The 21,884-nt window shown below is 36.7% G+C and carries 23 protein-coding genes; 9 read left to right on the top strand and 14 right to left on the bottom strand.

The features are described from left to right. Window positions 1-67 precede the first annotated feature (67 nt). The 6 genes from rlmD (at window position 68) to msr(D) (ending at window position 7,461) form a co-directional block, all read left to right on the top strand. Window positions 68-1,423 carry a 23S rRNA (uracil(1939)-C(5))-methyltransferase RlmD gene (rlmD, locus tag ACHBIF_RS02160; RefSeq protein ID WP_394718351.1) on the top strand — a complete coding sequence of 452 codons (1,356 nt, stop codon included), beginning with the start codon at window positions 68-70 and terminating at the stop codon, window positions 1,421-1,423. A 380-nt stretch (window positions 1,424-1,803) separates the two neighbouring features. After that, window positions 1,804-2,439, top strand: a complete 636-nt coding sequence (locus ACHBIF_RS02155; protein WP_058621817.1) for a CpXC domain-containing protein — start codon at window positions 1,804-1,806, stop codon at window positions 2,437-2,439. Window positions 2,440-2,567: 128 nt separating this feature from the next. Next, window positions 2,568-3,680 carry a recombinase family protein gene (locus tag ACHBIF_RS02150; RefSeq protein WP_394718349.1) on the top strand — a complete coding sequence of 371 codons (1,113 nt, stop codon included), beginning with the start codon at window positions 2,568-2,570 and terminating at the stop codon, window positions 3,678-3,680. A gap of 14 nt (window positions 3,681-3,694) precedes the next feature. After that, the gene (locus tag ACHBIF_RS02145) at window positions 3,695-4,111 is read left to right on the top strand and encodes a hypothetical protein (protein WP_015057859.1); all 417 of its coding nucleotides are present in this window, start codon (window positions 3,695-3,697) and stop codon (window positions 4,109-4,111) included. Window positions 4,112-4,659: 548 nt separating this feature from the next. Continuing rightward, the gene (gene mef(A), locus ACHBIF_RS02140; protein WP_058621816.1) at window positions 4,660-5,877 is read left to right on the top strand and encodes a macrolide efflux MFS transporter Mef(A); all 1,218 of its coding nucleotides are present in this window, start codon (window positions 4,660-4,662) and stop codon (window positions 5,875-5,877) included. A 120-nt stretch (window positions 5,878-5,997) separates the two neighbouring features. Further along, complete coding sequence (gene msr(D), locus ACHBIF_RS02135) at window positions 5,998-7,461, top strand: ABC-F type ribosomal protection protein Msr(D) (RefSeq protein ID WP_394718347.1); 1,464 nt, start codon at window positions 5,998-6,000, stop codon at window positions 7,459-7,461. A 191-nt stretch (window positions 7,462-7,652) separates the two neighbouring features. On the opposite strand, the gene ACHBIF_RS02130 is transcribed toward msr(D), so the two are convergent. From ACHBIF_RS02130 to dcm, 8 genes are all read right to left on the bottom strand, one after another. After that, entirely contained in the window at window positions 7,653-7,952 is a 300-nt protein-coding gene (locus ACHBIF_RS02130) for a DUF5960 family protein (protein WP_394718345.1), read from the bottom strand. Further along, on the bottom strand, window positions 7,939-8,307 hold the full coding sequence (locus tag ACHBIF_RS02125) for a hypothetical protein (protein ID WP_015057855.1): 369 nt from the start codon (window positions 8,305-8,307) through the stop codon (window positions 7,939-7,941). Before ACHBIF_RS02125 ends, ACHBIF_RS02130 begins: the two co-directional genes overlap by 14 nt. 12 nt (window positions 8,308-8,319) lie before the next feature. Then, window positions 8,320-8,655: an imsC-like protein gene (locus ACHBIF_RS02120; RefSeq protein WP_394718343.1), complete on the bottom strand. Its 336-nt coding sequence runs from the start codon at window positions 8,653-8,655 to the stop codon at window positions 8,320-8,322. Further along, on the bottom strand, window positions 8,652-10,067 hold the full coding sequence (locus ACHBIF_RS02115; protein WP_394718341.1) for a Y-family DNA polymerase: 1,416 nt from the start codon (window positions 10,065-10,067) through the stop codon (window positions 8,652-8,654). The genes ACHBIF_RS02120 and ACHBIF_RS02115 overlap by 4 nt, the downstream gene beginning before the upstream one ends. Window positions 10,068-10,071: 4 nt before the next feature. Further along, on the bottom strand, window positions 10,072-10,200 hold the full coding sequence (locus ACHBIF_RS02110; protein WP_014636309.1) for a hypothetical protein: 129 nt from the start codon (window positions 10,198-10,200) through the stop codon (window positions 10,072-10,074). Continuing rightward, window positions 10,190-10,417, bottom strand: coding sequence for a hypothetical protein (locus ACHBIF_RS02105; RefSeq protein ID WP_015057852.1), 228 nt, complete (start codon window positions 10,415-10,417; stop codon window positions 10,190-10,192). Before ACHBIF_RS02105 ends, ACHBIF_RS02110 begins: the two co-directional genes overlap by 11 nt. 2 nt (window positions 10,418-10,419) lie before the next feature. After that, window positions 10,420-11,109 carry an XRE family transcriptional regulator gene (locus ACHBIF_RS02100; RefSeq protein ID WP_204982253.1) on the bottom strand — a complete coding sequence of 230 codons (690 nt, stop codon included), beginning with the start codon at window positions 11,107-11,109 and terminating at the stop codon, window positions 10,420-10,422. 110 nt (window positions 11,110-11,219) lie between these two features. Continuing rightward, window positions 11,220-12,410 carry a DNA (cytosine-5-)-methyltransferase gene (gene dcm, locus ACHBIF_RS02095; RefSeq protein ID WP_239654305.1) on the bottom strand — a complete coding sequence of 397 codons (1,191 nt, stop codon included), beginning with the start codon at window positions 12,408-12,410 and terminating at the stop codon, window positions 11,220-11,222. Window positions 12,411-12,511: 101 nt separating this feature from the next. Here dcm and ACHBIF_RS02090 point away from each other — a divergent pair, with 101 nt between their 5' ends. Both ACHBIF_RS02090 and ACHBIF_RS02085 read left to right on the top strand, forming a co-directional pair. Further along, window positions 12,512-14,149 carry an AAA family ATPase gene (locus ACHBIF_RS02090; RefSeq protein ID WP_239654304.1) on the top strand — a complete coding sequence of 546 codons (1,638 nt, stop codon included), beginning with the start codon at window positions 12,512-12,514 and terminating at the stop codon, window positions 14,147-14,149. Next, a complete protein-coding gene (locus tag ACHBIF_RS02085) occupies window positions 14,130-15,410 on the top strand; it encodes an LlaJI family restriction endonuclease (protein ID WP_394718337.1) in 1,281 nt (426 codons plus the stop codon). Before ACHBIF_RS02090 ends, ACHBIF_RS02085 begins: the two co-directional genes overlap by 20 nt. Window positions 15,411-15,431: 21 nt before the next feature. On the opposite strand, the gene ACHBIF_RS02080 is transcribed toward ACHBIF_RS02085, so the two are convergent. Beyond that, the gene (locus tag ACHBIF_RS02080; protein WP_095456076.1) at window positions 15,432-16,586 is read right to left on the bottom strand and encodes a hypothetical protein; all 1,155 of its coding nucleotides are present in this window, start codon (window positions 16,584-16,586) and stop codon (window positions 15,432-15,434) included. A 344-nt stretch (window positions 16,587-16,930) separates the two neighbouring features. Between ACHBIF_RS02080 and ACHBIF_RS02075 the strand changes: the two genes are divergently transcribed. After that, window positions 16,931-17,500: a hypothetical protein gene (locus tag ACHBIF_RS02075; protein ID WP_394718335.1), complete on the top strand. Its 570-nt coding sequence runs from the start codon at window positions 16,931-16,933 to the stop codon at window positions 17,498-17,500. Between the two features lie 38 nt (window positions 17,501-17,538). Here ACHBIF_RS02075 and ACHBIF_RS02070 read toward each other — a convergent pair whose 3' ends face one another. The 5 genes from ACHBIF_RS02070 to ACHBIF_RS02050 all read right to left on the bottom strand — a co-directional run bounded on the left by ACHBIF_RS02070 (window position 17,539) and on the right by ACHBIF_RS02050 (window position 21,828). Continuing rightward, window positions 17,539-19,494 carry a DNA polymerase gene (locus ACHBIF_RS02070; protein WP_394718333.1) on the bottom strand — a complete coding sequence of 652 codons (1,956 nt, stop codon included), beginning with the start codon at window positions 19,492-19,494 and terminating at the stop codon, window positions 17,539-17,541. A gap of 234 nt (window positions 19,495-19,728) precedes the next feature. Continuing rightward, the gene (locus ACHBIF_RS02065; RefSeq protein WP_394718331.1) at window positions 19,729-20,277 is read right to left on the bottom strand and encodes a DUF2815 family protein; all 549 of its coding nucleotides are present in this window, start codon (window positions 20,275-20,277) and stop codon (window positions 19,729-19,731) included. A gap of 4 nt (window positions 20,278-20,281) precedes the next feature. Further along, the gene (locus tag ACHBIF_RS02060) at window positions 20,282-21,403 is read right to left on the bottom strand and encodes a DUF2800 domain-containing protein (RefSeq protein ID WP_394718329.1); all 1,122 of its coding nucleotides are present in this window, start codon (window positions 21,401-21,403) and stop codon (window positions 20,282-20,284) included. Further along, a complete protein-coding gene (locus ACHBIF_RS02055; protein WP_095456071.1) occupies window positions 21,396-21,719 on the bottom strand; it encodes a hypothetical protein in 324 nt (107 codons plus the stop codon). Before ACHBIF_RS02055 ends, ACHBIF_RS02060 begins: the two co-directional genes overlap by 8 nt. Next, complete coding sequence (locus tag ACHBIF_RS02050; RefSeq protein WP_014636320.1) at window positions 21,694-21,828, bottom strand: hypothetical protein; 135 nt, start codon at window positions 21,826-21,828, stop codon at window positions 21,694-21,696. Before ACHBIF_RS02050 ends, ACHBIF_RS02055 begins: the two co-directional genes overlap by 26 nt. Window positions 21,829-21,884 lie beyond the last annotated feature (56 nt).

Below are 21,884 nucleotides of genomic sequence, written 5' to 3'. Positions count from 1 at the left end.
TGAAATGTGCTATACTTAAAAGTGACTTCGGTCACTTTTTTCGTGACCTCATTTAGAAAGTAGAACAATGTTAGAAAAAAATCAAATTGTTGAAGTGGAAATTGTGGACCTGACCCACGAGGGTCAGGGAGTGGCCAAGTTGGACGGCTTTGTCTTTTTCGTGGACAATGCACTACCAGGTGAGCGTATCAAGATGAAAGTTCTAAAGCTAAAAAAGAATATAGGTTTTGGTAAGGTGGAAGAATGGCTGAGCTTCTCTGCTGACCGCAATCAAGACTTGGATTTAACCTATCTAAGAACGGGCATTGCTGACTTGGGGCATTTGAACTACTCTGCCCAATTAGCTTTCAAGAAGAAGCAGGTGGAAATGGCTCTGCGTAAGATTGCTGGAATTTCAGACATTGTGGTCGAAGATACGCAGGGGATGAGCACTCCTCTGGCCTACCGCAATAAGGCTGCGGTGCCCGTTCGTCGGGTCAACGGGCAGCTGGAGACGGGTTTTTTCCGGAAAAATTCCCATGATTTGGTGCCGATTGAGGATTTTTATATTCAAAACAAGGAAATTGATGCCTTGATTGTGGCAACGCGCGATTTACTCCGTAAGCTGGACCTCAAACCCTATGACGAGAAGGAGCAAACTGGGCTATTTCGCAATATTGTCGTACGACGCGGTCATTATACTGGGCAGATGATGCTGGTCTTGGTGACAACTCGTCCGAAAATTTTCCGTGTGGAGACCTTGATTGAGCGTTTGACAGAGGCTTTCCCAAATCTGATCTCTATTATTCAGAACATCAACGACCAGAATACCAATGCAATTTTCGGGCAAGAATTTCGCCTGCTTCATGGGTCGGAGAAAATTGTTGACCGGATGTTGGGTAATGAATTTGAAATCTCAGCGCCGTCTTTCTATCAGGTCAATACGGAAATGGCAGAGCTGCTCTACCAGACAGGGATTGAGTTTGCTGGTTTGTCAGCCGATGATGTCGTGATTGATGCCTATTCGGGAATTGGCACCATCGGTCTTTCCTTTGCCAAGCAGGTCAAGCATGTTTACGGTGTTGAAGTGGTAGAAAAAGCGGTGGCAGATAGCAAGAAAAATGCGACTCGAAATGGGATTAACAATGTGACCTACGTCTGCGATAGTGCTGAAAATGCCATGCAAAAATGGGTAGCTGATGGCATTAAGCCGACCGTGATTTTCGTGGATCCGCCACGGAAGGGCTTGACCGAGAGCTTTATCAAGGCCTCGGTGTCCGTTGCTCCTGAGAAGATTGTTTACATATCTTGTAATGTGGCGACCATGGCGCGTGATGTTAAGCTTTATGAGGAATTGGGATATAAACTGATTAAGGTACGACCGGTGGATCTTTTTCCGAATACGCATCATGTGGAGTGTGTTGCTCTGCTGGTAAAAGCCTAGAAACCTTTGAACGAAAGGGATAATGAAAAGCCTTGATTGCAAGGCTTTTGTTATGTGCTGGGGAAGTATTAGAGTGAGTAAATTTTTGGAGTAAGTAGAAGTGATAGCAAGAAATTTCCTTATTCTATTTCCATTTACCCTGTGGGTACGTGTTTGTTTCCATTGACAAGGAGTTTGAGGGAATAGAAACGTACCCACCTTTCAAAATCGCCTAAATAATCAATTGAAGTGTGAGTTCTGAAATTGATACAATAACACATAACGGTTTTAAATGAAGTTTATTATTTTTTTTGAAAAAATTCGCAAATTTTACTTTTTCTTGCGAATATAATAAGTGAAAGCAAATTGCTTACTTATTAATGATGAAGAGGAAAAGTAGAATGACAACTATATTTTTAACAAAAACAAACTGCACTAATTGTGGAAAACAAAGTATATTTGAACGATTTGATAGGGTTTATGCGGTGAAGACCCCCGACATTATTTCTGCTATTTTGGACTGGGATTTCTTTAAGTTTACCTGCCATAACTGTAACCATATGGTGCTAATTGATTACCCAACAGTCGTAGTAGATGAAGAACAAAAAACAATTATTCAATATTGTGCAGACGGTAATGTTGATGTGCTTTCTATGCAAATATGCTCTTTGATTTCTGAGGGTGTTGATCTCAGTGAGTATAGAATTCGAGTAGTTTCGGATATAGAGTCTTTCGTTGAGAAGGTACAGATTGTTTCAGCAGGGTATGATGATAGAGCAATTGAGCTTATGAAGTTTATGAATAGTCCTCTGGAGGATGGCGATATTCAGTTTAACTATGAGCATATGGTTTTCACCAAGGTTGGACAGGAAAGCTATCAGTTTATGTTTATTGATAACCAGATTGCAGTAGCATCTCTCGACTTTTCTCAAGAACAGTATGAGTACTACCTCGCTGATGTTGAAGACCTAGAAACGAATACATATTACATAGATTCTAGATGGGCGGAATCATTCTGTCGTACCAGTTTGGCATAAAATAATAAATTTATTTACAAGTATAAATGGCCTGATTTTTAGTTAGGTCATTTTTTATCTTCTAATTTAGAAAAACGTGGTTAATATATATAATTATTATGTAGATTTCTAGAAAGGAGGTAAAACCAATGGTAAGACGGAATTCTAAAATTACTCGTCAACAGAAGAAAATTCGAGATGCATTTGTATCTGAGAGAACTGTTGAAATTATTCCTGCAAAGCGGGAGTTCACTGATGTTAAGACTAAGAAGTTGCGTGTTGCTGCCTATTGTCGAGTAAGTACTTTTGACGAATCTCAGTCAGGTAGTTTTGAACTTCAAAAACAAACCTATACTGAAAGAATCAATAGTAACCCTGATTGGATAATGGCTGGAATCTATGCTGACCAGGGAGCTTCAGGAACATCAATCAAACGACGTGAACAATTCCAACAGATGCTTCATGATTGTAGATGTGGGAATATTGACTTGATAATCGTTAAGAGTGTTAGCAGGTTTGCTCGCAATCAGCTAGATTTTATTAGCATTTACCGAGAGTTGAAGGCGCTGTCCCCGCCTGTTGGAATATACATCGAAGATATAAATTTGAATACACTTGATACGAATAGTGAATTCATTCTTGGTATTATGGCCATAGTAGCTCAAGGTGAGAGTGAGCAAAAAAGTGCTTCAATTACATGGTCTGTAATTGAACGCTTTAAAAGAGGGATACCAATGATTCCTACCCATAACCTTCTGGGGTATACGAAAGACCAGTATGGTCGAGTAGTAATAGATGAGACAGAAGCAAAAATTGTTCGCCTAATATATGATTCGTACATTGAAGGTATGACTGCAAGTGAGATTGCTTCAACTTTAATGACCAATCATATACCAACAGTTACTGGCTTGGAGCGTTGGACAAGTTTAGCTGTCTATAATATTCTCAGGAACGAGAAATATAAAGGCGAAATCATCATGCAGAAGACATTTACTGTTGATTGTTTTAGTCATAAAACACGGAAAAATAATGGTGAAAAGCCAAAATATCGATTAAAAAATGGAATTCCCTCTATCATACCAGAATCAAGATGGGATTTAGTACAAGAATTACTCAAGCAACCTAGAAGAAAATCGAAATCTACTTCTGAGATATTTGTACCTAAACTCTACATCAAGAAACTCAAATCTGGTAAGTTGAGGGATTTTGTTGTACTTGATCCTAGTTGGAAGTCGGAAGACATTCACGAAGTTTTTAAATAAGAAAGAGGTAAATTATGCGTTTTAAAGATTTTAATCTTGAAGTTGTTAATGTTGAACGTTACTCATCAGATTATAGTATGACGGTGAACAAGAACTTTGTTACTTTTAGTAAAGGAATTGTCCAAGCTTTAGAATACCCAGCACATGTACTTGTTGCTTTTAATAAGGATACAAAGGTAATGGGTATACAAGTTTGTCGTGCAAAAACTAGAGGAGCATTTTCTTTTTCAAAACCTGTAGGGGAGCAAAAAGGTATTGTTCAGGTAGGTCATAAAAATTTAAAAGAAACACTCTTAACAATCATGAGTGAATGGAAATCTGATAAGCGTTATAGGGTAGAGGGGATTCACATTCCTGAAGATAAGGCTTTTGTTTTTGAATTGAAAGATTTTGAAGAACTATCTGATTTTCGTAAAAACGACAATAAATAGTACGGAATTAAGATAAAATTTATTGGTGGGAGTATAACTATATAAAGGTTGAAATAAGAGCTGTAAAATGTTATGATAAAAAGAGAAGGTAGATTGAGGTATGGATAATGAAGATAAAGCACTTCGTCATAGCCTTCAAATCAGGTTGCAAAATGGAATCATGAGATACATTTGATTATTTTTGTATTGAATACATCGTTTTGTAGTGTTATTCTATAGGTTGATATAAATAAATATGTAGGAGGAACCGAAACTATGACAGCATCAATGCGTATTAGATAAGTTGGCAATAAAAAAGGCAGAATCTATTCCAATGATAGGCTTTTTTGTTGTGCTTATTTATACGATATTGAGCATTCATTAGTTGAGGTGAGGATATAGGTTATTTAACTATACCTTTATTTAACTATGTCTTTAATATGAATGTTTCCAGATTGTATGTATGCAGACCAAAAGCCACATTGTGGATTTTGGCCTGCATTTTTTATTGCCTAGAATACTATTTAAAAAAGAAATTTAAGCAAAATAATATGCAGGAGATAATAGAAATGGAAAAATATATAAATTGGAAATTTAAGTTTTATACTATATGGGCAGGGCAGGCGGTATCTTTAATCACTAGTGCCATCCTGCAAATGGCGATAATTTTTTACCTTACAGAAAAAACAGGATCTGCGATGGTTTTGTCTATGGCTTCACTAGTAGGGTTTTTACCCTATGCGGTCTTTGGACCAGCCATTGGTGTATTAGTGGATCGTCATGATAGGAAGAAGATAATGATTGGTGCTGATTTAATTATAGCAGCAGCTGGAGCAGTGCTCGCTATTGTTGCATTGTATACGGAGTTATCTGTATGGATGGTTATGGTAGTATTGTTTATCCGTAGCATTGGAACGGCTTTTCATTCTCCGGCTCTCAATGCGGTTACGCCGCTTTTAGTACCAGAAGAACAGCTTACGAAATGTGCAGGTTATAGTCAGTCTTTGCAGTCGATAAGTTATATTATTAGTCCGGCTGCTGCGGCATTGTTATACTCCGTTTGGAAATTAAATGCAATTATTGCTATCGATATATTGGGTGCTATGATTGCATCTATTACGGTAGCAATTGTAAGTATTCCTAAGCTGGGCGATCAAGTGCAAAGTTTGAAACCAAATTTCTTAAGAGAAATGAAAGAAGGAATTGTCGCATTGAGACAAAACAAAGGCTTATTTGCCTTATTACTCTTAGGAACGCTATATACGTTTGTGTATATGCCAATTAATGCACTATTTCCTTTAATTAGCATGGAATATTTTAATGGAACACCTGTGCATATTTCCATTACCGAAATCGCTTTTGCATCTGGAATGCTAGTAGGCGGTCTACTATTAGGAAGGTTGGGGAACTTTGAAAAGCGTGTATTGCTAATAACAGGTTCATTCTTTATAATGGGAGCCAGTTTAGCCGTTTCAGGATTACTTCCGCCAAGTGGATTTGTTATATTTGTAGCTTGCTGTGCAGTAATGGGGCTTTCGGTGCCATTTTATAGCGGTGTGCAAACAGCTCTTTTTCAGGAGAAGATTAAGCCTGAATATTTAGGACGTGTATTTTCTTTGACCGGAAGTATTATGTCATTTGCAATGCCAATTGGATTAATTCTTTCTGGATTCTTTGCTGATAGAATTGGTGTAAATCATTGGTTTTTACTATCAGGTATTTTAATTATTGGCATTGCTATAGTTTGCCCGATGATAACAGAGGTTAGAAAATTAGATTTAAAATAATATAATATTGGAGGGATATTTATGTATCTTATTTTCATGTAATTCTTCCTGCTAAAATCGCAGGGTTTTCCCTGCGTACAAGCAAATGAAAGCATGCGATTATAGACAGGAGGAAATGTTATGGAATTGATATTAAAAGCAAAAGACATTCGTGTGGAATTCACAGGGCGAGATGTTTTGGATATAGATGAAATAGAAGTATATGATTATGACCGTATTGGTTTAGTAGGAGCAAATGGTGCAGGAAAAAGCACTTTATTCAAGGTGCTTTTAGGGGAATTAACTCCTCCAGGATGTAAAATGAATCGTCTGGGTGAACTTTCCTTTATCCCTCAGTTGGATGAAGTAAGTTTGCGGGAGGAAAAAGATTTTGCACTAGTAGGCAAGCTCGGTGTTGAGCAATTAAATATTCAGACCATGAGCGGTGGGGAAGAAACAAGGCTTAAAATAGCACAGGCCTTATCAGCACAAGTACATGGTATTTTAGCCGATGAACCTACCAGTCATCTAGACCGTGAAGGAATTGATTTTCTAATTGGACAGCTAAAATATTTTACAGGTGCACTGTTAGTTATTAGCCATGACCGCTATTTTCTTGATGAAATAGTAGATAAAATATGGGAACTGAAAGATGGCAAAATCACTGAGTATTGGGGAAACTATTCTGATTATCTTCGTCAGAAAGAGGAAGAACGCAAGAGCCAAGCTGCACAATACGAACAATTTATTGCGGAACGTGCCCAACTGGAAAGGGCTGCGGAGGAAAAGCGAAAGCAGGCCCGTAAATTAGAAAAAAAGGCAAAAGGTGCTTCAAGGAAAAAAAGTACTGAGGGCGGAGGGCGTTTAGCTCATCAAAAATCAATGGGAAGTAAGGAAAAAAAGATGCATAATGTCGCTAAGTCCCTAGAACATAGGATTGCGGCCTTAGGAAATGTAGAAGCTCCGGAAGACATTCGCAGAATTCGTTTCAGGCAAAGTAAAGCATTGGAGCTCCATAATCCATACCCTATAGTCGGTACGAAAATCAATAAAATATTTGGGGATAAGGCACTGTTTGAAAATGCATCTTTTCAAATTCCTCTAGGAGCAAAAGTAGCGCTAACTGGAGGTAATGGAACAGGAAAAACAACCTTAATCCAAATGATCTTAAATCATGAAGATGGAATTACTATTTCACGTAAGGCCAAAATAGGATACTTTGCACAAAATGGTTACAAGTACAACAGTAAACAAAAAGTCTTGGAATTTATGCAGGAGGATTGTGATTACAATGTTTCGGAAATTCGTTCTGTATTAGCATCAATAGGAATTAAACAAAACGACATAGGAAAAAGTTTAGCTGTTTTAAGCGGTGGTGAAATTATGAAATTATTGTTAGCTAAAATGCTTATGGGTAGATATAACATCTTACTAATGGATGAACCCAGCAACTTCCTTGACATACCAAGCTTAGAGGCTTTGGAAATATTAATGAAGGAGTATGCTGGAACTATAGTGTTTATCACCCATGACAAACGGCTACTCGATAATGTGGCTGATGTGGTTTATGAAATTAGTGATAAGAAAATAAACCTGAAACATTAAATTTAAGGTAGTCGCTAGTCAGTATAGTCTGTTCTGGCTAGTGGTTTCTTTAATTTGAATTTAACTAGCCTCACAGATAAATTCTTTTAATACGCTATAAATCGTTCAGGTGCAATTTATGAAATTTGAAGTAATTTTCCAAAAAAGAATAATATTAAATATGAAAAATGGAGTCATCTTTTGATGAACTCCTATTTTTGTGTTAAGTATGTAGTTGTTTTCTTGTAAGAATAGCGGTAGATTAGCGGATTTTCATCTATGGTACTTATCTCAAAAATGAAGAAGTGATCACGATTATCTCTAGCCTTTTCTTTATTTAGGACAAAGTAATTCTTACGAGAAGTCTCCATTGTTTTGAGGATATCATCAGTCAGGAAGGTCAATGGAATATTCATATTGGAGTAGCGGTAGAAGTCACGTTCAAAATCTTGGTAGCTCTCGCTGTAATAGTCCATTTGTAGGTGATTACGCTGAAACTCAAGCTGATTCATAGAGGACCTCCTCTTCAAGTTCAATACTAATTATGTCTTTCAATTTCAAATTGATGTGACCTGTTGGAGTTTTTATCAAAATGAAATCTTTGGTCAGACTTGGTATTGTACCAGTGTAGGAAACTCGCTTGTTTTTTTCAACGACATAAATGCGCGTGTGCAGTTGCCCAGCATACACCTGACTGAGGAGTAATAATTTCTTCTCAAGTGATAAATCAGACATATACGTTACTTTGTTTGCATCGTCAGTGAGTGCTGAAGTGTGCTCAGATAGGAAAAATCCCATCCATTTTTGCATCTTTGTATCCTGGTACTCTCTTGCTGATTGAAATGGTAAGTATGAACGGTCAATCATATCAAATCCTTTCTATGCAGGCGCAACGATATTTTTATCAAATTGTATCGTAAAACCTTGAATTCCCCCACCAGTGTAATGTTCTTTAAAGCGATTGATTACCTCAGTATAGATCATAATAGATGAGCTTGTTGGCTCAATACTAAATGTAAATTCCAAAGGTAATCGGTTTTCTGATTTAGCATGTTCTAGTCGTAACGATATCTCAGTTGTTATAAGTTTTCTCTGGCGAAGTTTTGACGACGCTGTTTCAACGACTCCGTGTAATATCTTTTCAATCACTTCAATATCATTACATCCTTTGCTATGGATTTCTGAAAATTGTACTGTATTTGTTTCTTGTTTCATTTTAATCCCTCCAAACCACCAGCGGAATGTCCGCCAATAAGTTTACTGCGTTCAATATTTCTGGAACCCTCAGTTAGGACGGTTCCTTTTTGAATAGCTAGAAAGCCAAACTGTTCTCTGACAACATCAATTGCTGTCTGAAGTCTATTTTCTTTTTCAATTTGTTCTACATCATCAAAGAGTGATAATAGAGTATAGTTTTCATCTACGAAGCCACTATAAGATACACCGATTTGTCTCACTGCGCCAGAGGTGTATTTCTTTCGGAATAATTCAAGTACATGACCAACCATTGTTTTTGGAAGATTGGTGGGATCAATTTTTTTCTGAGCATTAATTGATTTTTTCATCTCAGTCCTAGAATAGCCAATATGAATGGAAACTACTGTGGCTTTCTTATGTGCCGAGCGAAGACGGTTAGCAACCTGGTCAGCCATTTCAGCTAATACGATTTCAATTTCTCTTTGTGTTCTGTAATCTCTAGGAAGTACTTGTGAGTTACCCAATCCTCGTGATTTTGGTCTATAGGGTTCGTGGACATTGCTCTCGTCAACTCCATTTGCGTGAAACCAGAGCTGAACACCGACTTTACCGAATTCTTTTTTGAGAATATCAGGATTGAAATTAGCCAGTTCTTTGATTGAATGAATACCAAGTTTTTGTAAATGAACCTCGGTTTTACTACCAATCCCCCAAAAGTCGGTTAATCTTGAAATGGCCCATACCTTGGTTTCTACATCTTGGTATGACCAGTTAGCTCTCATTGTAGCAGTTTTCTTAGCTTCATTATCTAGAGCTAGTTTAGCTAGAAGAGGGTTGGAATTACTCATTCCCACAGTTGAGATAATACCTGTTTTGCGATAAATATCCCTCTGAATCATAGCCGAAACATTATCCAACTTATCTTTCCTTGATATTGACTTATCAGAAATAAAGTAAGAAAGTGAGCTAGTAAGGTCAATAAAGCCTTCATCGATAGAATAGGGGAGAATGTCATCTGGAGCAGCATAGTCTTGAAAGATATGTTGAATCTCTAAATTCTTCTCAATATATCTGTCCATTCTAGGAGGAACGATGAGTGTATGCTTTGCCCAGTGTTCGATAAAAGATTTATACTTCGGTGTTACCTCAATTCCTTGTTTCCATGCATTTTGATAGCTGAATTTTCGAGTGTTGATATCAAATGGCAAGTCGTAGGAACGACCTACATTTGCTTTACCGAAGACTTTCTTAAACATAGGAGAGGAAGCAAGTATTAATCCTGCAGAGTTATCTGCTCGGCTCATGACGCATAATGATGTATAGAGCGGATGTAAACCTCTATCTACACACTCAACCGAAGCGTAAAATGACTTCATATCGAGGAAGGCTATGTCACTTTGAGGTTCTATAGAGTAGTCAATATAGCCCATAAGATTATCTCCGTTTGAGTTTCTCTAGCTCTTCGATAAGTTCACCGATGTAATCAGTGATGTCGTATTCGAACTTATCAGGAGTGAAGATAATGCGTTCATCCTTTATGTAAATCATTTCTTTAACATTCATTGGAATTGTCATCCTCCTCAGTCATTGCAATCAAAATAGAATCCTCTATTAAAAAAGCGTAGGGATAGATTTTGGCATCCTCATTTTGAGGAATCAGAATCTCATCGAATCCTTCATTCTCTAGTCGCTCTTCAAAGTTGTCCATATTGAATATTTCAACTTTACAATCATGGTTGAAGCCATACGTTCCAAGTTCTAAAATATCTTTTAATTTCATAACTATACTCCCTCGACAGGCATAAAATGACCTACAACGAGACCGACAATTCTTGGTTCATCCTCATAAGGGATGAACTTTTCAGGATAGTCCTTATTCAAGGAAACCATTCTGAACCCATTTACTTCACGGTAGAGTTTTTTGATATAAACTGAGTCATTCCATGATAATGCATAGACAGCCCCATCGTAGTCGAAACCGTTCGAGCGTATAAGTGCGACTTCACCGCTCTTATAGACAGGCTCCATAGAATCTCCATCGATCCATGCGGCAATATCGTAGCCGTATTGTTCCTCATCAGAGTAGACAGTTTCAGTTTCAAACTCGTCAAAGAATCCTTCTCCTAGACCAGCAGAAAGCTGAACATCTGCCAGCACTTGTACTGAGAAGAGGGGAGTGACATTTGTGGTTTGTTCAGAAAGTAGAAGCCCCTCAACATATTCCTCTGCCTTTACCTGATTATCAGGAGATAACTGAAGATAGTTATTGACGATATTGTATTCAGATTCAAAATAAGTGACTGGGACATCTAGGATTCTTGCTAGAGAGGTGAGGTTTTTTTGATTAGGTATATTTCTTCCGTTTTCCCAATTATGGTAAGCGGAACGATGAACATTTAATTGATTAGCGATTGCAGTCTGTGATAACTTTATTTCAAGTCTTCGTTGTTTTAATCTTCTGTGAGAAAACATTTTGTCCTCCTTTTTGTCTAGTTATAACTCAACAAAATTATATCAGAATATTTATATTTTGCAACTAGATTAAAAAAAAGCCTATCAATTCAATTGATAGGCTTTATATATTAACTGTTTTTGAGGACAGCCAGTATTTGTTTAGCGATTTCATGAATTGCTGGTACACATACAGAATTTCCAAATTGTTTGTAGGCTTGTGTATCAGAAACTGGAATTATAAACTCTTCAGGGAAACCTTGGAGTCTAGCAGCTTCTCGTGGAGTAATTTTACGTGGGTTTTTTCCTTTTTGTTCTATTAAAATTTCACTTCCATCTTTGTAGTATCGAGCTGAAAGTGTATTTGTATACGGACTATCAACGTTAAAAAGTGAGTAACCAAATCCATTTCCTTTTGTTTTATGTTCAGCTTTCCTTCTTTGATGACCTTCCCAAAGTTTATCGGAGATAGTATACTTTTCATCAACATCAGTTTGTAGAATATTTCCTAGTTTAGTTTCTACATGAAACGGTTCAGGGAAACGGAATTCACTAAAATTATTCACACAAGTTTTATCAAATCCAACTATATAAATCCTTTCTCGATTTTGAGGTACACCAAAATCTCTGGCCTTAAAAAGTACAGTAGATGTACTATATCCTAAATCCTCAAGAGTTGAGATAATTATCTTGTATGTTTTACCTTTATCATGTGTCTTTAGGTTTTTGACATTTTCAAGTAAAAAAGCTTTTGGACGTTTAGCTTTTATTATTCTAGCAACGTCAAAAAACAAAGTCCCACGAGTATCTTCAAATCCTAGACGTTTACCTGCTTGGGAGAAAGCCTGACAAGGAAAACCAGCAACGAGTATATCATGATCTGGTATAGTATTTTCATCAATCTGTGTGATGTCACCTTCTGGAGTATCTCCAAAATTAGTAATGTATGTTTTTTGAGCAAATTTATCCCATTCACTTGTAAATACAGTCTCTACTTCATTTGTTAATTGGAAACCTAATCTAGTTCCACCTATTCCAGCAAAAAGATCAATCATTTTGAACGGAAGATTTTCACTAATAATAAAAGGCGGATTCTTTAGAGAATTAAAAAAAGACTGAATACTGGACTGTTCGAGTTTTGAAGGATGTGTTTCTTCTGCTTCCCAACGTCTAATGGTTCTATCTCCAAATTTTTGAAGACCGAGTGCATCTGCTAATTCTTTTTGAGTGAGATTATATTTTTTTCGTAGATATTTTATATCATTTCCCGAAAGATTTTCTGCAATTGGAGTTTTTTTTGATAAAATATTGGTAGTAGTCAATTTTCTATTACTTTCTAAAATGTGTCTGTTAAAGGTCAAATTGTCCTGTAATTGACACTCTAACATATTTTATAATATTAGTCAATCTAGGAGGCCTAATTATGCTAAATGATTTAGGATTTATTTTTGATGAACAAAGCAGAATAGCATCGGAATTTCTATCAAAAAATGACACTGAGGTAATTCTCTCTAATGAATTTAAAGAGAATTATAAAGAACATATTGATACGGTAGGTGATGAAATTTATTTTGAACAGTATAATTCAAAATATCACACTAATGGTAAGTTTATAATAATTCCGAATCAATGGTTTTATCTTGCTTTTATAGCAGCTCCATATTACAAAGAATTTCTTAAATATAAATCCATCCTGTTGGACGGACTATCTGGCGATGATTTTAAAGAATTTTGCCAATCAGCTAGAAATGGTGAATTAGATGAAAATGTATTTGATACTATCTCAGTAGGTCTATCTGAAACTGAAACGTTATTTCTAAAGAAATTTGTTACCGATTATCATTGGTGGCATGGAGGGAAGGAAATCCACAGGGGTGATAGTTATATATCACCAATTTTAGCTTTATTAAAGTTAATTAATGCTTCCTCTGAACATGTAGCAATAATTGTAAAGAATCTAGTTGATGCAGATTTTGATTTAAGTGATGTGAATAAGTACTTTGAACTTGTTGAAATGGAAAGCCAAAGTATAGTTACTACCACTCATGACAATAGAAACCTTGTGGGTGATAATATTCTTCTCTATGGGGTTCCTGGATCCGGAAAAAGTTATAAAATTGCTACTGAATATTGCAATGATGAAAATAGAATGGAGCGATTAGTCTTTCATCCAGACTATATGAATACTGACTTTGTTGGTCAAATAATGCCTACTGTAAAAGATAATGGAGATATTACCTACCTTTTTTCACCAGGGCCTTTTACAAGAATTGTGAAAAAAGCAATTGCTAATCCTAGTGAACATTATTATCTTGTAATTGAGGAGTTAAATCGAGGTAATGCTCCCGGAATATTTGGAGAAATCTTTCAATTATTGGATAGAAGTGCTAGTGGTGAGAGCGTGTACGGTATTAACAATTCAATACTTGCTACGGAAATTTATGGTGATAAGTCTCATCAAATTAAAATCCCTTCTAACTTAACGTTACTTGCAACAATGAATACCGCAGACCAAAATGTATTCACTCTTGATACAGCATTTCAACGTCGATGGACAATGGAAATGATTGAAAATGATGTTGATTTATCGGAATATGGTAATTATTTTATTGCTGATACACAATATTCTTGGAAAGTATTCAACAAAGTTATCAATAAAAAAATTCTTGAGACTAGTAGTCAGACTCTAACTTCCGAAGATAAGCGAATGGGAGCATATTTTATTTCCGGTAATGTATTGAATATTGAAAGGATACGCCAAGTACCAGCAGGTGATTTTGGTAAAGAATTCAATAAAAAAAATAAACGCTTTGCTGAAAAAGTTTTGAAATATCTTTGGGATGATGCCTTCAAATTTAATCGTGAAGATATCTTTGATGTTGCTTTGTATCCAAGTTTAGAGGCAATTATTAAGCGATTCACGGATAATGATAATCCTGAAAATGGGCGTTTTGATGTTTTCGCAAAAGATATCAAAGAGGAGTTAGAAAATCTTAGGGAAGCAACTTTAATAGATAATAACATCGACACAGGAGAAGAAGATGCTGACAGTACCGAATAAATCCTTACTGGATATGTGTCGTGTTGCAACAAATATGGAAGGTGATACGTTTGTTGGTATTAAAGCTGAGATAATAGAAGGTGTACAAGAAGTTACTGTCAATTTTCCATTAGGTTTTGAGATTGCAAAAGATGCAGAATCAGCAAGAAGAGATATAATTGCCCTTGTTTCCGTCTTACAAGCTCATAATGATGAAGAGTCTCGCCTAAGAACTGTAGACGTGAATCAAGCTCTAAAAACGTTAAACTTTCCAATGGAGGCTTATACATTTGTTATACATGATTTTATTAATCGTGGTACATATTATAAGGAGACTGAAGAGTACTATATTCAAACTTTGGGAGGCCGAATTAACTGGTCGAGGACTATAAAACGTGTTCAACCAGTTGTTCAAGGAAATGGATTCAAATTTTTGAAAATGGAATCTAAAAAGCAAAGTGATACTGACATTACTCTTTTAACGGAAATAAACAAATTCTGTGTATATGAAGCGTTTCTAAATATGGGGTGGCTGTATCAGCTTCCTCTACCTGAAAAAGCTCGTATAAACTATAATAGATCTCAGTTTGAGTCTATTATCAAAAAAAAGATGGCTACAACTTTTAATGATTTGGAGAGAAGACTTTTCCAAAGTATGATTGACATACTTAATTATAAGGATAGGCAAGAGGAACCGGATAAGTTTTATTTTGGAACTAATAATTTCCAATTTATCTGGGAAAATCTAATAGATTATACATATGGAATTGCCAATAAAACTTCATATTTTCCTAGAACAAAATGGGATTTAGTTTTTGAGACAAAAACTTCAAAAGGGTATGCACTAGAACCGGATACTATTATGGTTTACAATGATAATGTTTTTGTATTAGATGCAAAATACTACAAGTTCGGTCAAACTAACTTAATGAAAGATTTGCCTCCGTCAACAAGTATTAATAAGCAAATTACATATGGTGAGTATGTGGCAAATCAAGATTCGTTAAAAAAAATACATGGACATAATTCAAAAGTATATAATGCATTCTTAATGCCATTTTCGAAGAGTCACGAAATTTTTCAAACAGACGGAATGTATCAATATATCGGTGAAGCTCTTGGTGAGTGGAAGGGTCAGGATAAAACTTATGAGCGAGTTCAAGGTATTTTAGTCGATGTAAAAACTTTGGTACATAATTCTGCTAGAAATCGGACTCAGTATATCCAAGAATTATCCGATTTAATCTCCGAGAAGGTTGATGAAAAATTAGCAAATATGTAATAAGACTTTCAGTGATAATTTTCACTGAAAGTCTTTTTGTTTATTTCTATATCTTCTCTGAGAAGAAGCGTTCTTACAACTTTCAGAGCAATATTTTTTTATTGTATTTGACCTTTGAACATAAAATGGGGTGTTACATCCTATATTCTCGCATATTTTATACATAGCAATTTTAGGGTTTGAGTAAAATAAAGTGAAGTAAAATGCTGAAATTAAATCTGGTAAATTCCAATCAGGTAGTAAAGTATCTAAATTTATTTTAGGTTGGACTTTAGCTAATCCTCTATTAATTTCCAGTGCAAGTATTTCCTTTGACAAGATTAATAGTGCATTTTTCAAATCACTTGATTTCATAAAATTTGATAAGTCATCATCTTCAAAATTTAAATTCGCATTTGAAATATCGCAAATACCAACTTTACTGAAGAACAAATAAATGAAGTCAATAATGTGTGCAGTTATAGGTTCAAGATTTGCAGGCTTGTTTACATATAGATAAAAAATATCTTTTATAAAATCATCGTATTCTGAATTTTCAATTATGTCTTGATAAAATAAAAAATCTAAATCACATGTGTATCCGTTTTCGGAAAATTTATTCTCCACTTTTATGTACGTTGTTATTTTACCATTTGAAGAGGTATGTCTGGTTGTCATATCACTTAAGTTTTTTTCTGGTATTGAATTGCGAAGCACATGAAATGGAAACAAAGAGGGGAATATGAATTTACTTTTTCCAAGATTTAGCTCTAATTGTGGCTTACCAATTAATAAGAATGTACTTAATAATAATTCTTTGTATTCAATCGATTTGGCGATATTGTTAAAGATTGATAAAAGAAGTTTAAGTCTGCTTTGAAATTCAAGAATGTAATTAAACTCAATGCTATCAAAATTTTCACTACTTTCCCAATCAAATAAAAATCCATATTTATTTAAATAATCTACAAAGGTACTTTTGTTAATGGACAAGAACTCACCAAACGGATTATTTTTTTTTGAGTCTACATTACTTGTAACAAGACCTGTTAAGCTATCAAAATTATACTTTGCATAATCAGGTTTAGGTAAATGTGAGCAATATAATGTAAGTATCTCTTGACCAGAGTTCGGATCAAAAGTGTCTGTTAATGAATATTTTTCAATCTTATTTTTGAATGTAAATTTACTTTCCATTTATAGATTACTTTCTGGATTATTATAAAGTAATTCTAACCTAAAATAATTAAAAAAACAATAACGAGTTGTAATAATAATCGTTTTAATCGTGAACTTCAATTACGGGCTGTTTTCTATTACAATTTAGCTATGAGATGAGATATCTCTAAACGATCATCATTACTAAAACTGAGTCGTGACGACGACCATAATTTCAGACGTTTTGGTATTGATTACTTTTTCAGCTTGTGAAATTGGCTGACCGATAACATAGAGGAAAGTAACTATGCGGTCAAGAATATTTTTTGCATGCCTTGATTTGTCATGTGTGCTTTCGGTATTAACTGGAAAGCCAATCAATCATGACAATCAATGTCAACTTTTTCAACTACTGCCAAGCTCAATCTTCATCGACTGGGGTACATCCAACTGAAGGTGAAGTACTAGCTCCCATGTTCGTACAGGATTACTACATGACTTCACATCATTCAGGTTTGCTACGTGGTACGTTTCGTCAATGTCGTATCATGGGTATTTCAATACTAACTGCCTTTGTTCCAGTCGCAGAAGAGGACTATGAACAGATGGTCTGGTGGTATAACAACTCAGTTAATGATTATCTCAAAGATTTTCGTAAGCCGAGTAAAAATGCCCTTAAGATTTCATCTTGGGAAGCATTCACAGAGAAGCAAGATTTACCAGTTATTGATGATGGGATTGAGCTTTATCTATTCATGGATCAAATTGAGTTTTTGAAATCAAAACTTGCAGAATCAAACTTTCAAGCACCAGAAATTTTGGAAATGCTATTTGATGGTTATGAGAATAAGGAAATCTTTGAAAAACTAGGAGTTCAGAAATCTGCAGGCTATAAAAAAGTCAATAATACTAAGAAAGAAGGGTTTGAGCTTTATAAAGAATTAAATAAATAACAGAATCGCCATCTCAATTGTGAGGTGGCGATTTTTTGCTAATCTTTCTGATAGAATAAGCATTCGTATCCGTCGGCACGAAGGTTAATATCAGACATCCAGTCTGGTGCAATACCCATCATTGATGCAATCTTATCAATTTTTTGTTCCATTGGACATTCGATTATTACTTCATCATGGACATGGCCTACAATTTTAAACTCTCTCAGTTGTTTCAAAGAGTAAGCAAGGATGTCACGGCTGATAGCCTGGACAATGTTCTCCACAAATTTTGGACCGTAGCTTTCTAGCCTTTCCCAACGTTTTGCAGTTCCAGTTCCTTCGTAAGTGACGGACTCTCCACCGAACTGGTTCTCGCCAATTCTTGGCTTGATATACGCTAGTTTGCGACCAGAAGGAAGGGTGATGAACAATATGCCACTTTTGACTTCAAATTGAATACCGTGAGTAGATGTTGGAATTAGTTCCTTTACAGCAGTCTTTACAGCATTATCGACATCCCACCATAGGAGAACGATATTCGGATTAGCTAGTCGCCATGAGTTTACTAGTGGTTGGAGTTCTTCCTCTGAAAGTCCCATATCAAGTGCTCCCATGGCTTTAAGTGCACCAACTGACCCGCCATAGCCACAAGCCAACTCGGCAATCTTTCCTTTCTGACGCAGGTCGGAGTTTTGTCCATGCTTCTCAACTGGAACTCCAAACATCTGGGAAGCAGACATACAGTAGATGTCTTTGCCTTGTTCAAAGACTCTGCTCCGCCATTTCTCACCAGCTAAGTGAGAGAGCACTCGAGCTTCAATGGCAGAGAAGTCACACACAATGAACTTTTTACCATCTCTTGGAACAAAAGCAGTCCGAATAAGTTGTGACAGGGTATCCTGTGTATCGTAGAGAAGTTCAGTTGCTTCTAAGTCACCAGTTTTGAAGATTTCTCTTGCTTCATCAAGGTCAGGAAGGTGGTTCTGTGGGAGGTTTTGTAGTTGAACGATGCGACCAGCCCATCGACCTGTTCTGTTAGCACCGTAGAATTGAAACATCCCTCTAGCTCGGCTATCTTTACAGACGCAGTTCATCATGGCTTGGTACTTAGAGACGCTGGATTTAGCCGCCTGTTGTCTTAACTTAAGGACTTTAGCTGTCTTTTCATCAACTATCTTTAATAATTCTTTGACAGCTTTTTTATCGAGAGAATCAGTGGTTACTCCATGTTCTCGTAACCAACCAATCATCTGAAGAACAGAATTTGGGTTTTCAAGTTCAGTAAGCTCTTTTAGTTCTTCTTGGATTTTAGCTTTACTTTCTTCATCAATGGCAATAGCAGCTTTGACAAAATCTACATCGATTCCAATCCCGCGATCATTTATGACTTGGTCTTGATGGTACTCCTCCCAAACAAAGTCAGGTACGGAGAAGTTTTTCAGTCGTTCCTTGATGGCCAATTCGACCTCAACATCACGTCTGTTGTAATCGATAAAGGTAGCCCACTTGTCAGGCGCGTGATGTGGAAAGTTGCGAAGTCTCCCTCCATTGACCTTGGTAGGTTTACAAGGTACGCAGAAGTAGCGAATGAGGTCAGTCCCTTCTTTCATCTTTTGGTCTTTGAGTTTGAGAACTATTCCAACTCCTTCAAGAGAGAGTGGAAGTCCTAAATAGGCAGACCAAATCATGCTACATCTCCAAGAAACTGGAGATAAAAATCTATCTAATAATAAATCAGGATGATATTTCTTGAGCCAGTTGGATAGACAAATCCGCTCAAATGAAGCGTTGAATGCCCATTTGATGACTCTATCGTCTACTAAAGCTTCAAGAATGTCTTGTGGTAATTTCTCCTTAGTTAAGTCATATACAGTAACTGGTCCATTATTGACAGATACCGCAAACAGAAGGAGTTCAAAACTGTCATCTTCCGCATAGCGATAGACACCAGATTTTCGTAAGTCAGTTTCACAATAGGTTTCGATGTCAATGCTGAGTTCTCTAATTGGCATAGTTTGTCCTTTCTGAAAAAGGTGACAGAAGTACTGCCACCTTGAGTTCTATTTATTTTTTCGACTGAGTGGTGTTTGGCTAAGTTTATCTTTTTTTCGTTTAGCCCTACGTTCAATTTCATTTCGAATGTCATCTCTAATGGTCATATAGCCGAAGTATATTCCGATAAGCACCCAGAGGCTCATAATAGTACAAGTTAAAATAGTATACATCATCAATCTAATTCTCCATTTCTAGTTCAAAAAGTCATCATCGTCTTCTGTCGCAAAATCATCCTCAGCACGAGTGGGTCCACCAAGGGGTTCACCGTCACGCAATTTTTGCAAGTTATTCAAACCGCAAGCAATACCTTTATTACCATTCGAATTGAAAGCATAGAAGGTGATAGAAGCGCGACCATAGATACCAGAGTACAATTCGGAAGTATCAATGATTTCTTGACGATTGCCATCAACCACACCAGGTTTGTGTGGAGAGTTAGCATTTACAAAGTAAGCATTTTTGTAGGCTTCATCATCCGGGCGTTCAAGGTCACCGTCACGTAGGGGAGTTTTCAGAGTAGATAATGCAGGTATAGATTTGCCATTGCCTTTGAGTTTTGACTCACCTTCTTTGTATGCTTGCTCAATAGCAACCTTGATTTTGTTAATGGTGACTGTATCCTCTTTTGGGATGATGAGTGAGGCACTGTACTTGGGAGTGCTACCATTGATAGATTTTGGTTCGTTGGCATTTAAGTAGCTGAAGCGAGTGTTTGGTCCTGTTATTACTTTAGTTGTCATATAGTTATTCCTCTTTAAATTCATTTTTTGCTAGGTTCATCTCTTGACGGCTATCGTCAAGAGGAACGAGTGTTGGTTTTCCACTTGGTTTTATGATGAGACTACCAAGTAGGTCGTTAAATGTTTTCTTGCCTAAGAGTTTGGTCATAGCAGTGATAGTGAGCAGTTTCTTCTCGTAAGGGTCAAAGCCAGCTTCAATCATAATCTGACTGACAGCAGCTTCGTCTGAGAACTTACGAACAGAGCGACCTTCAACCAGTTTGTATCCTGGGATGTGATTTCCTTCGGTCGCTTGATTTAAAGCATATGCTTTGATGTCGTTTGCCCATGAAATCAACAAATCTAGTTTAGGCAAAATCTCTGTGATATCCTCGTTGTCTAGTGTTTCTGGATTCGCAAACTCCATCTGGGCAAGAGCTAAATTATCCTCAGCACGTTTGCGACAGACATTCTTGAGTTTACAGAATTGGCAGTGTTTACCAGACTGCATGTCCCCCTCACCTTTGAAAGCAAGTTCAGCTTTTGGAGCGAGCACGTTTTCAGCCCATTCAAGCAACTCAGTCTTTTCTATCTCAAAGGTAGATATGTTATGTTTTCGTGGTTGAAAGATGGTCATGGTGACTTTATCAAAATCATAAAGCCCATCAAACATCTCAATGCTACCTAAGGCATAACACATCATTTGTGGGTTATGGTCTGCATCAACTAGAACACCAAGTCCGTGTTTATAGTCAATAACCTGAAGAAGTCCGTCTGCCACAATAAGGCAATCTCCAGTTCCAAATCCATCAGGTACCCACTTAGAATAGTCCAGTCGTTGTTCGACAAGAACTGTAGGGTCCCGAGAGTAGCCTTTGGCTTTCTCGACTTGTTCCATGACATAGTTGCGGTATTCTTCTGCGCAATTCTGCATTTCCTCGTTGTAATATGCTAAATCCTCAGTTGGATCACGCGCATTCCTACCTAAAGCTTTCTCGACTAGATAAGCACACAACTCGTGAGCATCCGTACCTTCAAGGGCAAACTCAGAGGTTACATCTGGCATATTTTCTGTTAACCGAACAGAAGGTGGGCAGTTCAACCATCGATGTGATGCAGAAGCAGATAGAATGGCGTGGTTAGTCATTTCCAATCCCTCCAGCTTCTTCAAGGACTGCCGCAAAGTGTCTAGGGTCAAGAGCTGATAGAGAAGAAGTACCGTAAGCATTTAGAAGAGCACGAACCTCATTCTTAAAGCCATCTTTTGCCTTTGTAGCAAGGACTGCACGGACATCCTCCAATTGAATTTCCTTTTGTGGTTCATTTTTTGGTGGATTTGATTTAGGTACTGTTTCATCATCAGTAGATAGGAGTTTTTTGAACTCATCCACCAATCGAAGGTAGTACTTTGCGGTTTCTTCCATATCATGAATTAGTCTATTCAGTTCTTTCATTTTGCTCATTGTTTTCTTCCTCCATAATTTTCCGAGCGAGTAGTTTTGAGATGACGCTGATAGCGATGAGAGTATCAGCTACGTCTTCATCAGGTTTGATGTATGGTTCGTTTACCATATTTGGTCCTCCTATCTTACTAAGTAAGGTTTTTATTAAATTTTCCACTTTGTAAG

It is taken from the genome of Streptococcus sp. A11, assembly GCF_043674225.1.
GTDB classification, from domain to species: Bacteria; Bacillota; Bacilli; order Lactobacillales; family Streptococcaceae; genus Streptococcus; species Streptococcus suis_V.
Note: the sequence above shows the minus strand (reverse complement) of the source record. Positions and strands in the feature narration are given on the sequence as shown.

What these genes read in the sequence shown, in the direction of transcription:
- ACHBIF_RS02110 (WP_014636309.1), bottom strand. Translation starts at nt 10,200, where the DNA reads ATGAATGTTAAAGAAATGATTTACATAAAGGATGAACGCATTATCTTC.
- ACHBIF_RS02075 (WP_394718335.1), top strand. Translation starts at nt 16,931, where the DNA reads ATGACAATCAATGTCAACTTTTTCAACTACTGCCAAGCTCAATCTTCA.
- ACHBIF_RS02130 (WP_394718345.1), bottom strand. Translation starts at nt 7,952, where the DNA reads ATGAATCAGCTTGAGTTTCAGCGTAATCACCTACAAATGGACTATTAC.
- ACHBIF_RS02125 (WP_015057855.1), bottom strand. Translation starts at nt 8,307, where the DNA reads ATGATTGACCGTTCATACTTACCATTTCAATCAGCAAGAGAGTACCAG.
- ACHBIF_RS02145 (WP_015057859.1), top strand. Translation starts at nt 3,695, where the DNA reads ATGCGTTTTAAAGATTTTAATCTTGAAGTTGTTAATGTTGAACGTTAC.
- ACHBIF_RS02090 (WP_239654304.1), top strand. Translation starts at nt 12,512, where the DNA reads ATGCTAAATGATTTAGGATTTATTTTTGATGAACAAAGCAGAATAGCA.
- ACHBIF_RS02150 (WP_394718349.1), top strand. Translation starts at nt 2,568, where the DNA reads ATGGTAAGACGGAATTCTAAAATTACTCGTCAACAGAAGAAAATTCGA.
- ACHBIF_RS02105 (WP_015057852.1), bottom strand. Translation starts at nt 10,417, where the DNA reads ATGAAATTAAAAGATATTTTAGAACTTGGAACGTATGGCTTCAACCAT.
- ACHBIF_RS02060 (WP_394718329.1), bottom strand. Translation starts at nt 21,403, where the DNA reads ATGACTAACCACGCCATTCTATCTGCTTCTGCATCACATCGATGGTTG.
- ACHBIF_RS02100 (WP_204982253.1), bottom strand. Translation starts at nt 11,109, where the DNA reads ATGTTTTCTCACAGAAGATTAAAACAACGAAGACTTGAAATAAAGTTA.
- ACHBIF_RS02080 (WP_095456076.1), bottom strand. Translation starts at nt 16,586, where the DNA reads ATGGAAAGTAAATTTACATTCAAAAATAAGATTGAAAAATATTCATTA.
- ACHBIF_RS02115 (WP_394718341.1), bottom strand. Translation starts at nt 10,067, where the DNA reads ATGGGCTATATTGACTACTCTATAGAACCTCAAAGTGACATAGCCTTC.
- ACHBIF_RS02050 (WP_014636320.1), bottom strand. Translation starts at nt 21,828, where the DNA reads ATGGTAAACGAACCATACATCAAACCTGATGAAGACGTAGCTGATACT.
- ACHBIF_RS02055 (WP_095456071.1), bottom strand. Translation starts at nt 21,719, where the DNA reads ATGAGCAAAATGAAAGAACTGAATAGACTAATTCATGATATGGAAGAA.
- ACHBIF_RS02065 (WP_394718331.1), bottom strand. Translation starts at nt 20,277, where the DNA reads ATGACAACTAAAGTAATAACAGGACCAAACACTCGCTTCAGCTACTTA.
- ACHBIF_RS02070 (WP_394718333.1), bottom strand. Translation starts at nt 19,494, where the DNA reads ATGCCAATTAGAGAACTCAGCATTGACATCGAAACCTATTGTGAAACT.
- rlmD (WP_394718351.1), top strand. Translation starts at nt 68, where the DNA reads ATGTTAGAAAAAAATCAAATTGTTGAAGTGGAAATTGTGGACCTGACC.
- ACHBIF_RS02085 (WP_394718337.1), top strand. Translation starts at nt 14,130, where the DNA reads ATGCTGACAGTACCGAATAAATCCTTACTGGATATGTGTCGTGTTGCA.
- ACHBIF_RS02155 (WP_058621817.1), top strand. Translation starts at nt 1,804, where the DNA reads ATGACAACTATATTTTTAACAAAAACAAACTGCACTAATTGTGGAAAA.
- ACHBIF_RS02120 (WP_394718343.1), bottom strand. Translation starts at nt 8,655, where the DNA reads ATGAAACAAGAAACAAATACAGTACAATTTTCAGAAATCCATAGCAAA.